Below are 16557 nucleotides of genomic sequence, written 5' to 3'. Positions count from 1 at the left end.
ATGTTTGGACTATGGTTCCTTGCTAGTGCATGGCAGGCGTGCGGGATGATGGGCGCAAGCATTACAACGGCGGCTTCTAGGGCTTCGCGCTCTACTGCTAAACCTAACGGTGTGGCGCGGTCTGCATGGCGGCTTACTTCGTTGAGCAGTTCCATGGTCGCGGCAATGGCGGTGTTAAACGTTTGGCGGCGGCCGAAGTCGTCGCTAACCTTATTGATGGTTTCGTGTGTTTTGCGGCGCAAGTCGGTTTGCGTGGTGGGTAGCGCATCTACGGTAAGGGGCCCGGGCTCGCCGGCTTCGGTGTGCTGGTGCACTGCGCGCCACAGCTTTTTAATAAAGCGGCTGGCGCCTTCTACGCCGGAATCGGTCCACTCGAGGCTTTGCTCTGGTGGCGCTGCAAACATGCTGAAGAGGCGAATGGTATCGGCGCCGTATTCACGCACGACGTATTCGGGATCGACGCCGTTGTTTTTCGATTTACTCATTTTGATCACGACGCCAAATTCCAAGGGTTGCTCGGTTTCGGCGTGGAAGGCGTTGATCATTTTGCCTTTGTCGTCGCGCTCTACGCGGACATCGTTAGGGGCGATCCATTCGGTGCGGCCGCCTTCTTTAATAAAGAAAGACTCGGCATTCACCATGCCTTGGCACAGTAAGCGGTCAAATGGCTCGTCGCATTCTACTAGGCCTTCGTCACGCATAAGCTTGTGGAAAAAGCGGGCGTAAAGCAGGTGCAAAATAGCGTGCTCAATACCGCCGACATATTGGTCTACTGGTAGCCAGTAGTTGGCTTTGTCTGGGTCTAGCATGCTGTCGGCATTGGGGCTGGTGTAGCGCGCGTAGTACCAGCTGGATTCCATAAAGGTATCGAAGGTATCGGTTTCGTGCTCGCCTGCTTGGCCATCAATATTGCCTTTACACCATTCGAGGTCGGCTTTAATGGGCGATTGTACGCCGTCCATTTCGACGTCTTCGGGGAGCAATATGGGTAACTTGTGAGCGGGTACGGCAATTTCGCCACCGTCGGCCAAGTTAAATATAGGGATGGGTGTGCCCCAGTAGCGCTGGCGAGAAACGCCCCAATCGCGCAAACGGTAATTGGTGGTGGAGCTACCTTTTTTGGCGGCTTCTAGCGTTTGTACGATGGCGGTAAAGGCACCGTTAAAGTCGAGGCCGTCGAATTCGCCAGAGTTCACCAAAACGCCCTTATCGGTAAAAGCGGCTTCGGCTAGGTTTATTTCGGTATCGTCGCTAGGCGCAATAACTTGGTTGATCGCTAAGTTATATTTTTTGGCAAATTCGTAATCGCGATCGTCGTGCGCAGGTACGGCCATTACCGCACCAGAGCCATAATCCATTAATACATAGTTAGCGACCCAAACACTTACGGGCTCGCCAGTGATGGGGTGGGCGGCTGTAATGCCGGTATCGAAACCTTTTTTCTCCATGGTGGCCATGTCGGCTTCGCTTACCGATTGCACTTTGCACGCTTCGATAAAGGCGGCCAGCTCGGCGTTGGTTTTGGCCAGTTCTAGTGCTATGGGGTGCTGTGCGGCAAGGCTTACGTAGGTAACGCCCATGATGGTATCGGGGCGAGTGGTGTAAACCTCAAAGCCTTTGTGCTTGGCTACGGGCTGGATTAGGTCGAAACGCATTTCTACGCCGCGGCTTTTGCCAATCCAGTTGCGTTGCATGGTTTTAACTTGCTCGGGCCAGTGCGGTAACTTGTCGAGGTCGTTAAGCAATTCTTCGGCGTAATCGGTAATACGAATAAACCACTGCGGGATTTCTTTTTTCTCGACGTTGGTACCACAGCGCCAGCAGCAGCCCTCTTCAACTTGCTCGTTGGCCAGTACGGTTTCATCAACGGGGCACCAGTTAACCGTGGAGACCTTTTTATAGGCCAAGCCTTTTTCGTAGAGGCGGGTGAAAAACCATTGCTCCCATTTGTAATAGTCGGGCTTGCAGGTGGTGACTTCGCGGCTCCAATCAAAACCAAAACCTAAGGCTTTAAGTTGGTCGCGCATGTAATCGGTATTGCTGTAAGTCCACTTGGCGGGCGCGGTGTTGTTTTTGATGGCTGCGTTTTCGGCGGGTAAACCAAAGGCATCCCAACCCATGGGGTGCAGCACATTTTTGCCCAGCATGCGCTGGTAGCGCGAGATAACATCGGAAATGGTGTAGTTGCGAACATGGCCCATATGCAGGCGGCCACTGGGGTAGGGGAACATAGCGAGACAGTAAAATTTCTCTTTGCTGGTGTCTTCTGTAACGGCAAAGCTGTTGCTGTCGTGCCAAAAACGCTGCGCGTCTTGTTCGATCTCGGACGGATTGTAATTCTCGTTCATCAGTTGTTGATCTCTAACCCAGTGAGGCAAAGGCTTTGCCCTTGCAAAAAGCTTGCGATTATAGGGCCTGAGCGAGCTAAATAAAACGGGGATGGCGGCAGGATGCGAAATTGCTTTGGCTAATCGGCGGCTTCGACGACTTTACTGGCATGCGCGTTGCTGTGAGAGGGGGAGAGATAACGGCGCCGATCGCTTTGATAGCGACCCATTAAGGGCTATGTCGTGTCCTTAAATGGACCGTATTTAAGATAAGTGAAGCTAAGAGCTGAGTAGGTACTTGCTCGGTGTGCACCAATTAAGAGTATTTAGAATGACAACTGCCCTAAAGCAGCGCGAGCAATATCAGCCCTTTGAGCTATTTTGCACCCAATTTCGAAGTCAGCGAGATGCGATAGTGCTGCTGCGCCAATTGCATCATATGTCTAAAGCGGTTCAGCGCCATCGGGGTATGACGATGGCTTTGTTGGCCGGCAATACGCTGTTTGAGGAGGATTTTGCCATACTGCAGCGGCAGGTGAAGCGACGGTTAACCTCGCTTGAGCTTTTTGCTAAAGCCGGTGGCGATTTACTCAGCGAGCGCGACCAGCAAAATTTACACAATGCTTGGAATACCGTGAGTGCCGATTGGCAAAATGACGATGTGATTGACAACTTCGAATTGCATTCGCACTTTATTGAACAGCTGCATAGCATGATAGCGGCGTTGGCGAAAAAGATTGAGCGCCCAGTATCGACGGCAATGGTGGAGGATCACGGTGCGGAGTTGGTGGTGGGCGAAGACAGTTACCCCCAGGTGTTCAAGCAAATAGAGCTACTGAATTTTATTGCCAAGCAAACCCCCGAAATGGTCGAGCAGTTGGCGCGAATGCGTGGCTTGGCGACTTATGCTGCTGCGAAAGGTGAGTGTGAATACTTTCTTGATCGCAAATTGCGCTTTGCTTTGCAGTGTGTGCGAACCCAGCATGAAAAGCTCAGGTTGCAGGCCGAGCGTATGCAAACCATTTTGGCTGGGGCTTTACCCTCACTGGGCAATATTAAAACGTATGAATTAAAGCTAATGTTTTTGCTCAATACCGTGGATATGGATGTGCTATCGGGCACGGAGATAAGCAGCAGTTCGCATCAGATTTTTAAACTGGCGACGGAAATTATCGATGTTTATCTTAAGGTAGCGGAAGACGGTTTTGATGTAATTACGAAATGGCACGATGATGATTTAGAGCGGTGGCTGGCTTAGGCGTGATGTTTACACGCGAATGTTGGGCATAAAAAAAGGGAGCGCATTGGCTCCCTTTTTTATAATTTAGACGATTAACTATTTGGCAATGTGAGTGATTAAATCAACCACTTTGTTTGAATAGCCAATTTCGTTATCGTACCAGCTGACCACTTTTACAAAGTTGTCATTCAGTGCAATGCCGGCGCCGGCATCAAATACAGAGGTGCACTTTTCGCCAACGAAGTCATTTGAAACAACGGCGTCGTCGGTGTAACCCAAAATGCCTTTCAGCTCGCCTTCAGAAGCGGCTTTCATTGCTGCGCAGATTTCTTCGTAGCTGGCGGCTTTTTCTATGCGGCAGGTTAAATCAACAACAGAAACGTCGGGTGTTGGTACGCGGAATGCCATACCGGTTAGCTTGCCGTTAAGCGCGGGAATAACTTTGCCCACAGCTTTGGCGGCGCCAGTTGATGAAGGGATGATGTTTTGGCCTGCACCGCGGCCACCGCGCCAGTCTTTTACTGATGGACCGTCAACGGTCTTTTGGGTAGCGGTTGTAGCGTGAACCGTGGTCATTAAGCCTTCAACAATACCGAAAGTATCGTTCATAACTTTGGCCAATGGCGCTAGGCAGTTAGTGGTGCAAGAGGCGTTAGATACGATGTCTTGGCCGGCGTATTCTTTGTGGTTAACGCCCATAACGAACATGGGGGTTGCGTCTTTAGAAGGTGCAGACATCACAACTTTTTTGGCGCCAGCTTCAATGTGTTTACGCGCAGTTTCGTCGGTTAGGAAGAAGCCTGTTGATTCGACAACGTAGTCGGCATTGATTTCGTTCCACTTCAAGTTGGCTGGATCGCGTTCAGCGGTAATGCGAACAGTGTTACCATTAACAACTAAGCTGCCATCGACAACTTCAACTTCGCCATTGAAACGGCCATGGGTTGAGTCGTACTTAAGCATGTAGGCTAGGTACTCTACGTCAATAAGGTCGTTGATACCGACAACTTGAACATCTGAGCGCTCACACGCTGCGCGAAATACAAATCGTCCAATGCGGCCAAAACCATTAATACCGATGCGAATCATAGTGGGATTCCTAAATTATGAATAATGAGGGGCGGGCGTGGGAGTACAGCTCTCAAAGGGAGCTTGCCCAAAACCTTATAGTCAACGAGAATAATATCCCGCTAATAAGCGCGGCGATTATCCGTAATCACAGTTGAAAAAGCAACCAAGCAACCTCTACAATACCGCCCGCTAAGTTGGCAGCATAGTCAGCACTTTGGCCCATGAAACCTAGGCTGGCCGGGCTATCACGGTGATTGACGTTAGGTTGTACGGGTCATGCAAATGCAGCGTGCTGGTGTTTTTGCACGCATTCTCGCTGAGTTTGCCCCATAATTTGCTCCTAAAATGAGCAAAATTCTTAAAAATTTAGGGTGTAAGCACTCTTTTCACGTAAATAAGGCAGGTGTGACCAGTATGAATACTGACATCTTGATTGTAGGCGGCGATGGCGATTTGGCGCTACGCAAACTTTACCCCTCGTTGTACTACTTGACGCTTAACGGTTGCATGCCAGAAAACACCAAGATTTTTGGTATGGCGCGTTCAGCGCGTGAGCATGATGCCTTTGTTGCGACAGTTAAAGAATGGCTTGTGGAAAACACGGGCGCTTTATACGATGACGTTGTTTGGGACAAATTTGCCCCTTGCTTGAACTATGTTCAGGGTGATTCTACCGATCCTGCAAGTCTTGAGCGGATTAAGAACGAGCATTTTACCGACGGCGCTAGCCTGATTGTTTACCTCGCAGTGCCGCCGAGCATCTTCGGGAAAATATGTACCGCCCTAGAAGCGGCGCAGATGTCTGGCGAAAATACCCGTATCGTGGTTGAAAAGCCGCTGGGTAATAGCAAAGAGACCTTCTTGGCTATTGATAAAGAATTTGCTCGTGTTTTCAATGAGAGCCAAATTTTCCGCATTGACCATTACTTGGGTAAAGAATCGGTTCAAAACCTATTGGCATTGCGCTTTGCGAACGATATTTTCGAGCCTTTGTGGAATCACCGTCATATTGACCATATTCAAATCACGGTCAGTGAGACTGTGGGTTGTGGCAATCGTTGGGATTTTTACGAAGAAACTGGCGCTATTCGCGATATGGTCCAAAATCACTTGCTACAAGTTTTATGTTTAGTGTGCATGGAACCACCCGCGAGCTTGGACGCGGATTGTGTGCGCGCCGAAAAGCTGAAAATTTTAAAGTGTTTAAAGCCTATTGATGCGAGCAACGTTAAAGATTCTACTGTGCGCGGGCAGTACAAGGCCGGTGTTGTTGGTATTGAGCAGGTGCCGGGCTATCTTGAAGAAGAAGAAAGCCAAGGCCGTGCGAGTGACGTTGAAACGTACGTGGGTATTAAAGCGGAAATTGAAAACTTCCGTTGGTCGGGTACGCCGGTTTATTTGCGGACTGGTAAGCGTTTAGATAAGCGTCATGGTGAAATTGTTATTCAGTTCAAACAAAATAATACGCGTTTGTTCCGTGACCAGTTGACCGATAACTGTGCCAACCAACTTGTGATTCACTTGCAGCCTGATGAAGGCATTCGTATTCGTATGAAGAACAAGAAGGCCGGCTTAGATGCGCGTGTACCTTTAATCGACCGTACGATGGATCTTTCTTTCTGTGAAACCGCTAAAGCGAAGCGTCACGATGCCTATTCGCGTTTGTTGTTTGATGTGATTCGTAATGATCAAACCTTGTTTGTGAGCGAGCCAGAAGTGGAAGCGGCCTGGGAATGGATTGATACCATGCGCGCCGCTTGGAAAAGCGAAGAGCACAGCACAGTCGGTTATGCGGCAGGTACTGAAGGCCCTGAAGAGTCTGATGAATTTATGGCTCGTGATGGTCGCCATTGGCATAACGGTCGCTAGAGTAAATATCTGTAGCGCATATTCCTGCCGAGCCAAGAATACCTTAGGGGCGTGCACGGAATAAGTTACTGGAATTTGGGTTTGTGGGTGCTTGCTTGACGAGGCGAAAATATGGCGTAATAGCCGGCTATTGCAAATATTTTTAACGAAGGCAAGCGTGCACCCAGGAATTCAAAAACGGGAAGTTATTTCATGCACGCCCCTTAGGGTATCGGTGGGAATAGTGGTTGTGTGTACTCGGTCGTTGACGCACAATTCTAAAATTTGCAGACAACCCTCGGTTAAACCGAGGGTTGTCTGCGTTAAAGGCCGAGATTGATATGCGGTGTAAAGCAGCATCCAGTAAGAATGTAATGGGAGCAACTCTGTGAATAGTGTGATTGAAGCGGTAACGGCTCGAATAATCGAGCGCAGCGCCAAAACACGACAGCCTTATTTGGCTGCCATGAAACGCACCATGGAGGAGCAGCCACCTAAAAAACGTTTGTCTTGTGGCAACTTAGCGCATGCGTATGCAGCCTGCTCCACCGAAGACAAAAATACCATTCGTTTAATGCAGAGCGCCAATCTCAGCATTACAACATCCTACAACGACATGTTGTCGGCGCACCAACCCTACGAAACCTATCCCAACCTCATCAAAGAAGCCGCCCGCGCGATGGGCAGTACTGCGCAAATTGCTGGCGGTGTACCGGCGATGTGTGATGGCGTGACACAAGGTTTAGCCGGCATGGAACTTAGCCTCTTCAGTCGTGAAGTGGTCGCAATGTCGGCGGCCGTAGGCCTAAGCCACAATATGTTTGATGGCAATATGTTCTTGGGCGTATGCGACAAAATCGTACCGGGCTTAGTCATAGCGGCCGCGACTTTTGGCCATTTACCGGCTGTATTTGTGCCTGCCGGCCCAATGTCTTCAGGGATTCCCAATAAAGAAAAAGCCAAGGTTCGCCAGCAATTTGCCGCGGGCGATGTGGGTGAAGAGCGCTTACTTGAAGTCGAGAGTAAGTCTTATCACAGCCCAGGTACATGTACTTTTTACGGTACCGCGAACAGTAACCAAATGCTGGTTGAAATGTTAGGCGTGCAGTTGCCGGGCTCTTCTTTTGTTCCTCCAGGTGATGAGATGCGTGATGCTTTAACACGCGCAGCCGTAGAGCGCCTTATTCTGTCCACTGAAGCGGCGGGCACTTACTTGCCGGCCTATGAAGTGTTGACGGAAAAATCGTTTGTGAATGCCGTTGTGGGCTTGCTCGCAACCGGTGGTTCGACCAACCACACTATGCACCTTGTGGCGATGGCCCGTGCCGCTGGGGTGATTTTAACGTGGGAAGATATGGACGAGCTTTCGCGCGCCGTACCTTTGTTGGCACGTATTTACCCGAATGGCGAAGCCGATGTAAACCACTTCCACCAAGCCGGTGGTATGGCTTATCTCGTTAAAGAGCTACGCTTAGCGGGCCTACTTAACGAAGATGTTAAAAATATTATGGGCACGGGCTTAGATAGCTACGAAATGCAGCCCAAGCTTGATGATAAAGGCAATGCGGTTTGGCGTGAAAAAGCCGGTGACTCCAAAGATACGACGATACTTCGCACAGCGGCCGATCCTTTTGATGCTGAAGGTGGTTTGCGTTTATTAGAGGGTAATCTAGGCCAAGCGGTTATTAAAATCTCTGCCGTGGCACCCGAGTATCGAGTGCTCGAGGCGCCTTGTATTGTCTTTGAGGACCAGAACGACGTTTTGGCGGCCTTCAAACGCGGTGAACTTAATCGCGACTTTATTGCTGTTGTGCGCTTCCAAGGCCCGCGTGCCAATGGCATGCCCGAACTGCATAAAATGACGCCACCGCTGGGCTTGCTACAAGATCGTGGCTTTAAGGTGGCTTTGGTGACTGATGGTCGTATGTCTGGTGCATCGGGCAAGGTGCCGTCAGCGATTCACATGTCGCCAGAAGCGCTTAATGGCGGTTTGCTGGCTAAAGTACAAACCGGAGACGTTATCTTGTTTGATGCTGAACAAGGTATTGTTGAACTAAAGGTTAGCGATGAAGAGCTAGCTGAGCGCACGGCGGCAACACAACCGGAGCAAGTACACGATTTAGGTCGTAACTTGTTTGGTGGTTTCCGCGGGCTTGCAGACCGATCACAAGACGGCGCTAGTGTGTTTACCCAGTCAATTGATTTCAAATAATAGATTTAAAGAAGGGCACGATAAATGAGTATTACTAGAGAATTTTTGGCACCTATTGGTGTGATGCCTGTGATTGTATTGGATGCGGTTGAAGATGCCGTTCCCGTTGCAAAAGCGTTACAAAAAGGCGGTATTACTTCCGTAGAGATTACCTTACGTACCCCTGTTGCCTTGGATTGTATTAAAGCCGTTAAAGATGCGTGCCCCGATATTATCGTGGGTGTAGGTACTATTGTGTCTGAGCTGAATATCGAGCAAGTGGCCGCTATTGGTGTCGACTTCGCCGTATCGCCAGGTATGACCGAGGCGCTTGTTAAAAAAGCGCAAGATAGCGGCGTTAACCTTTTGCCGGGTGTTGCTACTTGTTCTGAAGTTATTCAGGGCTTAGAGCTTGGCTTAAGTTGCTTCAAGTTATTCCCCGCGACGGCCGTTGGCGGCATACCGTTGTTAAAGTCGATTAATGGACCATTACCGCAAGCGACTTTCTGTCCTACGGGTGGTTTGACCATTAATGATTTCACCGACTTCTTGGCATTGCCGAATGTGGCTTGTGTGGGTGGTTCGTGGTTAGTGCCTAAGGCACTTGTTGCGGCTAAAGATTGGCAAGGAATCACCGATATAGCGCAAAAAACGATGGCGAAAATTGGTTGATCGATTGAATGATTAAGGTTTTATCCTAAAAGGTTGCCATTAGGCAGCCTTTTTTTTCGCCCCTATTTTTTGATCTACACTTATTTTAGTGATGCCTTACGGTTGTGGGGTGCTAAACGATAAGTCGAGGTTGGTCAGTCGGTATGCCAGGGGTTAACATTCTAATCATGGTTGTTATAAGTGCCGTTGCCGTAGGCGCGCTTGGCGTTAGCATCGCCTTGTTGCTGTCTCTCCGGCGAGCGAGAGAGCAGGCAAAGCTCACTGCGTTGGTGGCAGATGTTCAGTCCCGTTTTTTAAATAACGGCGATTCGAAGGCGGCTTTCTACCGGTTGCTAGAAATAATGCTCGAACTGACAGACAGCCATTATGGTTACATTGCTGAAGTTAAGCGCAACGCAGACGATCAACCGTATCTAAAAACACACGCACTTTGGGATACCTCTTGGCCGCCAGAGGTCTGCAATTACTATATGGAATACGGTGTCGAAGGTGGGATGGAGTTCCACAATACCAACAATATATTGTCGAGTGTTTTAAGGCGTGAAGGCGTTGTATTTATTAATAATCCGGAGGACTGTCAGCGTGAGTGCTGCACCAGTGATATTGATTCGATCAATACTTTTGTTGGGCTTCCCGTCTATGTAGAGCAACGATTGGTCGCAGTGGTGGGATTGGCAAATCGATTAACGGGCTATGATGTTGCGCAGGCGCGAGCTGTGGCTCCGTTACTGGTCACTGTTGGACAGGTGTTGGATAACTGCGTGGTTAAGGCGCAACAGGAAGAAACCGGCGCTAAAATCGAGGCAATGTCGGCTTTGGTCAGCGGCAGTAATGATGCCGTTGTGTTAATTGAGAATGGTATTTTTATTGATTGTAATCCCGCAACAGAAGCTCTTTTTCTGTGTGATAGATCAGTGATTGTTGGGAGTAGCTTACTGCAATTCTCGCCCGAGTTTCAAACCGACGGTCGAGAGTCGAAGGACGCGGCGCAGCAGAGTATTCGGCGGGTACTGAAAGGTGAACCGCAGTGCTTTATGTGGCAACATTTAAGACCTAACGGTGATGTATTCTCGGTAGAAATTTCATTGAATAGAGTGGCGGCCCTGGACGGCAGAGAGGTATCTTCAGGCGTTTTACGGGATGTGACCGAGCGGGAGCAGCTACAAAAAGAAATTCAAGAACATAAATCGCAGTTGGAGCTGACGCTCGAAAGTACAGCGGCCGGCATTTGGGATTGGAACTTAAAAACACAGCGTGTGACTTTTAACAGCCGATGGGCTGAAATAATGGGTTATACCTTAGCTGAATTAGAGCCCATTAGTTTAGAGACATGGCGCGCGGCATACCACCCCGAGGATTATGACGCTTCGCAGGCGGCCCTAGAGAACTGCTGGCAAGGTAAGACAGAGAACTACATTCACGAAGCGCGTATGCGGCATAAAAATGGTGCTTGGATATGGGTTTTAGATACGGGGAAAGTGGTTGAATATGATAGTGATGGCAAGCCTTTACGTATGGTGGGTACGCATCTAGATATTGATCATATTAAAAAATCTGAGCAACGTGCAGAGAGTGCCAGTGCTCAGCTAACCAATTTCTTTGAGTTATCTCAGGATTTTATGTGTGTGACGAATGTGAACGGTCATTTTGAAAAAGTGAATCGCACATTTTCTCGCGTATTAGGCTATAGCGAACAAGAGTTATTGCACCAGCCATTCTTTAATTTTATTCACCCTGATGATTACGATGCAACAATGAATGAGTTGCACTCTTTGGCGGCTGGGAATTGCTCCACTCGTTTTCGTAATCGTTTTCAAACGTGTCAAGGTCACTATCTTATACTGCAGTGGAATCTTACACCTGACCCGCTTAGCAGCCGTATTTATGCGACGGCAATTGATGTTACTGAAAAAGAAAAGTCAGAGCAAGAGTTACGCACGCTATCGCGCATTGCTAAAGAGGTGAATAATGGCGTTGTTATCACGGATAAGTATGGCGTTATAGAATGGGTTAACGAAGCTTTTGAGGCCATGTCAGGTTACGCTAAAGAGGATGTTGTAGGGCGTAAACCTAAGGACTTTTTACAGGGTAGCGAAACAAGTCAAAAAATAGTATTGATGATGCAGGAAGAGTTACTCGCGTGTCGGCCTTTTAAAGCAGAGCTTGTTAATTATAGTAAGTCAGGGGCTGCCTATTGGGTTGATATTAATTGCAGCCCAATGTTCGATGATACTGGTTGCTTGCAAGGCTTTATGGCTATCCAAACGGATATTACAGAGCAGAAATCTAATGTTTTAGAGCTCGAAAGGCAGCGTTCGTTATTAGAACAAATGAGCGAGATAGGTCGTATAGGGGCTTGGGAATTTGACCTGTTAACGAAAGAGATCTATTGGTCGCCCATTACACGAAATATTCATCAGGTTGATGATGATTTTAAGCCAACACTTGATAATTCCGTAAATTTTTATAAAGAAGGCGAAAGCCGAAACGCCATTATTCGAGCTGTGGAAACGGCGATTGAATCCGGTGAAGGGTGGGCGCTTGAGCTTCAGCTGACTACGGCTGTAGGTCGTGAAATATGGGTCTCCTCTACCGGTAAATCTATATTTTCTGATGGCCGTTGTGTGAAAGTATTTGGTTCTTTTCAGGATGTCGATGAGCGTAAACGACACCAATTAACGCATCAGCAGTCGGTTAGGCATAACCAAGCGTTGGCCGGACTTACGTTACACCCTGATGTTTTGTCTGGTGAGTTGGATAGAGCTGCGCGCACTATTCTAAAGCATTGTGTGGATGCGCTGAGTGTTAGCCGCGTGAGTATTTGGTTGTTTGAGGCTGAGTATACGGAGCTTAAATGCCTAGCGTTATATGATACCCGTGGCGATGCTTTCTCTTCCGGTATGGTACTGCTTAAAACAGACTATCCCGAATACTTCAATTACTTGTCAAAATTTTCAATTCTGAGTGCCGGAGATGCTTCGACGCATTCGGGGTCTTTTGAATTTAATGAAAACTACTTAAAGCCTAATAATATTGTGTCTATGCTCGATGCTGTGATTTCGGATGGACAAGGATTTACGGGGGTTATCTGCATCGAGAATGTTCACGAGAGACGTGATTGGAGTACAGCAGAAGAGGCATTTGTCGGTACGATTACTACAGTCGTGAGCAGTGTGGTTGAGCGCGAACAGCGCCGTAAAACAGAGTTTGAGTTGATAACCGCTATTGACGCGGCGAAGAGTGCGGCGCAGGCAAAGAGTGATTTCTTAACGAGCATGAGTCATGAGATTAGAACCCCAATGAATGGGGTGCTGGGTATGTTAAGTCTGATTTTAAAAACGAAGTTGGATGTTGAACAGCAGCGAAAAGTAAATATTGCATTGAGTAGCGCGCATTCACTCTTAGCCATTATTAACGATATATTAGACTTTTCAAAAATCGATGCCGGTAAGGTCGTTATCGAATCTGCCCCCTTTAATTTAAATACGTTGTTATCCGAAATTTCAGAAACGATGGCGTTTAAAGCCGAGGAGCAACAACTCGGTTTAGTACTCGATATTACGGGGGTTACCACGCCCCATGTACTTGGGGATTCTGGGCGTTTACGGCAAATATTCACTAATTTGGTCGGCAATGCTCTGAAATTCACGCATCAAGGAGAAATTACAATTACCGCCGAAACTGTTGCAGACGGTGATGCAGGGATATGGTTCTTAGGGCATGTTACAGATACGGGTATTGGGATTGCGGCTGAAAAACAAATAGATTTATTTGATGCATTTACGCAAGTGGATACTTCTAATACACGACAGTATGGCGGCACCGGTTTAGGCTTATCTATCGTAAAGAAGTTGTGCGAAGTGATGGGCGGGATGGTTTGGCTAGAGAGCGTTTTAGGGGGGGGGAGTTGTTTCAGTTTTAAAGTACTACTTCAAAAAAATATTGCTTCTGAGATGGTGCTACCCAGTATTAACTTGAAGGGTTTAAAAGTCTTGGTTGTTGATGATGATAGTATTAATCGAGATATTTTGGCTGGACAATTAAAACAATGGGGAATGCTGACGTATTTTGCGGCAAGCGCAAGCGAGGCCATGGTGCTGTGCGCGGAATATAGCGATAGGGGGGTGTTTGATATAGCGCTTCTGGATATGCAAATGCCGGGTATTAATGGCGCAACTTTAGGTAAAACGCTGAAAGAGGATAAGCGCTACCAGCATATGCCTCTGATTATGATGACATCCCAAGCGCAAAGGGGGGATGCTGAAGAATTATCGGCCTTGGGGTTTTCTGGGTATTTATGCAAGCCTGTGAGTGCTTCTATTTTACGGGATGCCATGACGGTTATTTTAGATGGATCTTTACTCCCTTATGCGGCCCCGTTGGTCACTCACCATTTTTTGAAAAATGTAGTAAGTATTGATGAGTCTCCACCGCTAAGTGTTTTCTGGCCTGAGCAGTCGCGAGTGTTATTGGTAGAGGATAATGTTTCCAACCGAGAAGTTGGGCTTGATCTGCTGCAGGATATTGGGTTGGTAGCTGATGTTGCCATTGACGGGCAGGAGGCGCTGAAAGCCTTGCTTAAGGCCTCAGGTTCAAGCGCGTATCAGCTTGTACTTATGGATTGCCAGATGCCGAACATGGATGGTTTTGAGGCGACCAAAGCTATTCGGCAAGGTCAGGCGGGCGAAGAGAATAGCAATATCTTTATTGTCGCGATGACCGCCAGCGCATTAAAAGGGGATCGAGAGCGCTGCCTAGAGGCCGGCATGAATGACTACCTATCAAAGCCTGTTAACCCCGATGAACTGAATGCTGTTTTACACCAGTGGTTGTCGGTAGGGGCCGTTAATGTTGAGGCTGAGGGGCCGAAGCTTCCTTCTGGGGCCTCCTGCGACTCCGCCGCGTTAACGCCGTTAGTTGGGGAGGTAGTGCACTTCTCGACGGATAATGTTGTTTCTATTGAGTCGGCTGAGGCCCATACGATTCCGCCAATATTGCCGCAGCTTGATGCTGCGGTTGAGGAGTTGCAAGCGGCTGTTTGGGATTTGGAGGGGGCGCTTAAACGTGTTCGTGGCCGCCCTGGACGCTTACTTTCCCTGATCCACTCCTATTCAGAGCAGAGCCCCGAGATGATTAGTGATCTCTATCAAAAAATAGAGTCCAATGATTTAGCGGAGGCTGCCACCCTCTGCCATACCTTGCGTGGCGTGGCGGGTAACTTAGGTGGAGTTCAACTTATCACCACCGCGCAGGACTTAGAAACGTGTTGTCATAATCACGATCACGATGAAGCTGAACGTTTAGTCGGGGAGCTATTACTCAGTAATAATGATTTTTTAACAGCGATCCAACGCTATCAGCAGTAAGGGGTAAGGGAGCAATTCTTCACCCGCTCATGCGCAGACCGCTTGGCTTAAGTGGATAAAGGCTTATTCCCGACTTTTAATATCAAACTTATCACGGTATACCTTTGCCGACTGTCCGGCTAGAATGGCGGCCGCTGTTAAGCTGAGGCTGACATGGGCACTCGCAAGCGCTGGTTGGAATGTTACAAGCCCGAGTGTAACTTCAGAGTAAGGCCATAAACGATATTGCCTTACTTCTCTTTATTCATTAGCAATAGATTATTCGCTGTATGGCCCACGATTACGCAAAAAAGCCGCGCGCAAAAACAAAGGCTGCGCCCAAGGCTAAAAAAACTCGACGGGCACCAGAGCCTCCTGTTAAGTCTATACCCGGCTGGATGTGGTTGGTGGTTGGATTGGCGATGGGCGCATTTGTGATGTTTTTGGTGCGTTTGGCAGATGTTGATACCGTCGAGCCGGCATCAGTGGCTGCACCTAAAGCTGCCCCTGAGGTTAAAGCGACAACCCGAGTCGCACCGCCCAAGGCGGCCGCTAAGCCGCAGGCTAAACCACAGGCTCAAGCTCAGCCCGCGAAAGCCGAACCACAAAAGCCGCGTTTCGACTTTTATCACATGCTGAAAGAAAATGAAGTGCCGGTTGCGGCTCCTCGGGGTGGCGAGACAGCCGCTAAACCGAAACCTGAGCGCATTTTTATTTTACAAGTAGCGTCGTTTAAAAAAGCCGAGGATGCCGAGCAGCTGAGGGTGGAGTTATTGTTATTAAACCTCGATGCAAGAACCGAGGAAGTAAAGGTGCGCAATGGTGAAATTTGGCACCGAGTATTAACGGGCCCATTTAAGTCGCGCTCCCAATTAGCTAAAGCGCGCAGTACGCTAATCTCTAATGGACACCAAGCTTTAGTGATGGAATTTAAAGCGCCTAAAAAATAAGAGCGCTTTAACCTCACATAAAAAAAGGGAGCCTAGGCTCCTTTTTTTTATGTGAGGAATTTAACGGTTTTTAACCGAAGCGGTAAACGTTAGAGTCTGTTTGCCTTTCGCTGGGATAGTGAGCATCCAAGCTGCGCTATTAGCGGATTCTTTGGTGTGCTTTGATGAGCTTTCGGTGATTGTCCATTGGCCGTCAAAGCTTTCGACCATTTTTATTGTTACGGCAGTCTCTTTTGCATTGCTAAAAGTAATTTGGTAGTGACTCTCGTATTCAAAGTGGCTGTTATCGTTGTTGATTATTTTGTAATCAAGAACCTCGCGTTGCGCCGAAACATCAAAGCTCTTCCCTAAGGTTAGTACGACATCTTCATTTTCGGCGGTGTGCTCTAAGCGGTCTTCTCCCACAAATTGTGCATTGCCTTGGCTATCGCGTTGATACACGCGGACAATACCTTTGGACAGTGCCAAGCCAAGGTTAGACTTCTTGTCATTTTTAAAAAGCAGCTGCACGGTAGGTTTTAACTTTTGGCTGTTCTCGTGTTGGACCGTGTAGCGGCTAATAGGGGCTGCGGTAAGCAGTAATTGCTGCTGGCTGTGAACATTGGCGGCATTAAAAAGCGAAATCTGTTTGGTTTGAGCGCTGCCCAAGTTTGTTTTACGTGGCAAGTGGTAGAGTTTGAATTCCTGGGTGCACGCTTGCCTTCGTTAAAAATATGTAACTATTCAGGTGGGCTCGAAATAATACTCATTCAAAAGGCGAATTGATTGTTTTCTGGGTATTCAAGCGTCAGGAACGCTTGCATAGTGCCCATGGATGGCTTGAACGGCCCAGAAAATAATCAGTTTTCCGGCCTATTTGAGCATGGCTGAATAGTTACAAAAATATTTGCAATAGCCGGCTATTACGCCATAT

General features: G+C 48.2%; 9 protein-coding genes. 6 read left to right on the top strand and 3 right to left on the bottom strand.

Annotation, left to right across the window (positions count from 1 at the left end; genetic code table 11):
• Positions 1 to 2348: leucine--tRNA ligase (gene leuS / locus AC3A8L_RS11715; RefSeq protein ID WP_487962444.1), on the bottom strand; the 2348-nt coding region annotated here is incomplete at its 3' end.
• A gap of 310 nt (positions 2349 to 2658) precedes the next feature.
• Between leuS and AC3A8L_RS11710 the strand changes: the two genes are divergently transcribed.
• Positions 2659 to 3585 (top strand): lytic murein transglycosylase, encoded by a 927-nt coding sequence (locus tag AC3A8L_RS11710; RefSeq protein ID WP_487962443.1) that lies wholly within the window; start codon positions 2659 to 2661, stop codon positions 3583 to 3585.
• Between the two features lie 78 nt (positions 3586 to 3663).
• Here AC3A8L_RS11710 and gap read toward each other — a convergent pair whose 3' ends face one another.
• Positions 3664 to 4656, bottom strand: a complete 993-nt coding sequence (gene gap, locus AC3A8L_RS11705; protein WP_487962442.1) for a type I glyceraldehyde-3-phosphate dehydrogenase — start codon at positions 4654 to 4656, stop codon at positions 3664 to 3666.
• Between the two features lie 396 nt (positions 4657 to 5052).
• Here gap and zwf point away from each other — a divergent pair, with 396 nt between their 5' ends.
• The 5 genes from zwf to AC3A8L_RS11680 all read left to right on the top strand — a co-directional run bounded on the left by zwf (position 5053) and on the right by AC3A8L_RS11680 (position 15644).
• Complete coding sequence (zwf, locus tag AC3A8L_RS11700; protein ID WP_487962441.1) at positions 5053 to 6507, top strand: glucose-6-phosphate dehydrogenase; 1455 nt, start codon at positions 5053 to 5055, stop codon at positions 6505 to 6507.
• 367 nt (positions 6508 to 6874) lie between these two features.
• Positions 6875 to 8698 (top strand): phosphogluconate dehydratase, encoded by a 1824-nt coding sequence (gene edd / locus AC3A8L_RS11695; RefSeq protein WP_487962440.1) that lies wholly within the window; start codon positions 6875 to 6877, stop codon positions 8696 to 8698.
• A 24-nt stretch (positions 8699 to 8722) separates the two neighbouring features.
• Positions 8723 to 9349: a bifunctional 4-hydroxy-2-oxoglutarate aldolase/2-dehydro-3-deoxy-phosphogluconate aldolase gene (gene eda, locus AC3A8L_RS11690; RefSeq protein WP_487962439.1), complete on the top strand. Its 627-nt coding sequence runs from the start codon at positions 8723 to 8725 to the stop codon at positions 9347 to 9349.
• Positions 9350 to 9516: 167 nt separating this feature from the next.
• On the top strand, positions 9517 to 14715 hold the full coding sequence (locus AC3A8L_RS11685) for a PAS domain S-box protein (RefSeq protein WP_487962438.1): 5199 nt from the start codon (positions 9517 to 9519) through the stop codon (positions 14713 to 14715).
• A gap of 269 nt (positions 14716 to 14984) precedes the next feature.
• Entirely contained in the window at positions 14985 to 15644 is a 660-nt protein-coding gene (locus AC3A8L_RS11680; RefSeq protein WP_487962437.1) for an SPOR domain-containing protein, read from the top strand.
• Positions 15645 to 15704: 60 nt separating this feature from the next.
• Here the strand turns inward: AC3A8L_RS11680 and AC3A8L_RS11675 are convergent, their stop codons facing one another.
• Positions 15705 to 16310, bottom strand: coding sequence for a DUF4139 domain-containing protein (locus AC3A8L_RS11675; RefSeq protein ID WP_487962436.1), 606 nt, complete (start codon positions 16308 to 16310; stop codon positions 15705 to 15707).
• Positions 16311 to 16557 lie beyond the last annotated feature (247 nt).

The sequence above is a fragment of the Marinagarivorans sp. genome (assembly GCF_982758155.1).
The sequence above is the reverse complement of the archived record's forward strand: the minus strand, read 5'-3'. Positions and strand labels throughout refer to the sequence as shown.